Origin of the sequence: Microvirga antarctica, from assembly GCF_017921815.1 — a bacterium.
Taxonomy (GTDB): domain Bacteria; phylum Pseudomonadota; class Alphaproteobacteria; order Rhizobiales; family Beijerinckiaceae; genus Microvirga; species Microvirga antarctica.
In genome coordinates, this window is the sequence record NZ_JAGEMM010000141.1 from 1 (window position 1) to 286 (window position 286).

General features: G+C 53.5%; 1 protein-coding gene. It reads right to left on the reverse strand.

Translation table 11 applies throughout. The annotated features are described in order from the left end of the window. Positions 1-286 (reverse strand): alpha-hydroxy-acid oxidizing protein (locus J4G32_RS21205; RefSeq protein ID WP_210497693.1); only part of this gene is annotated, 286 nt, incomplete at both ends.

The window sequence follows — 286 nt, forward strand, 5'->3', positions numbered from 1 at the left end:
CGGCCAACCGCCACAATATCCGCCCCGCTGGCTAACGCTTTGAATACGTGCGAACCACGGCGTACTCCACTGTCAAAAATAACAGGCACTCGCTTGTTGACGACTTTTGCAATCGCAGGAAGCATATCGAATGAGGACGGCCCGCTGTCTAATTGACGGCCACCATGGTTAGAAACCCATATCCCTGCGGCCCCGGCCTGGATAGCAATTTCAGCATCCTCCGGCGACTGAATGCCTTTTACGATAACCGGCAGACCGGAAATACGATGTACATAGGCAATACCCT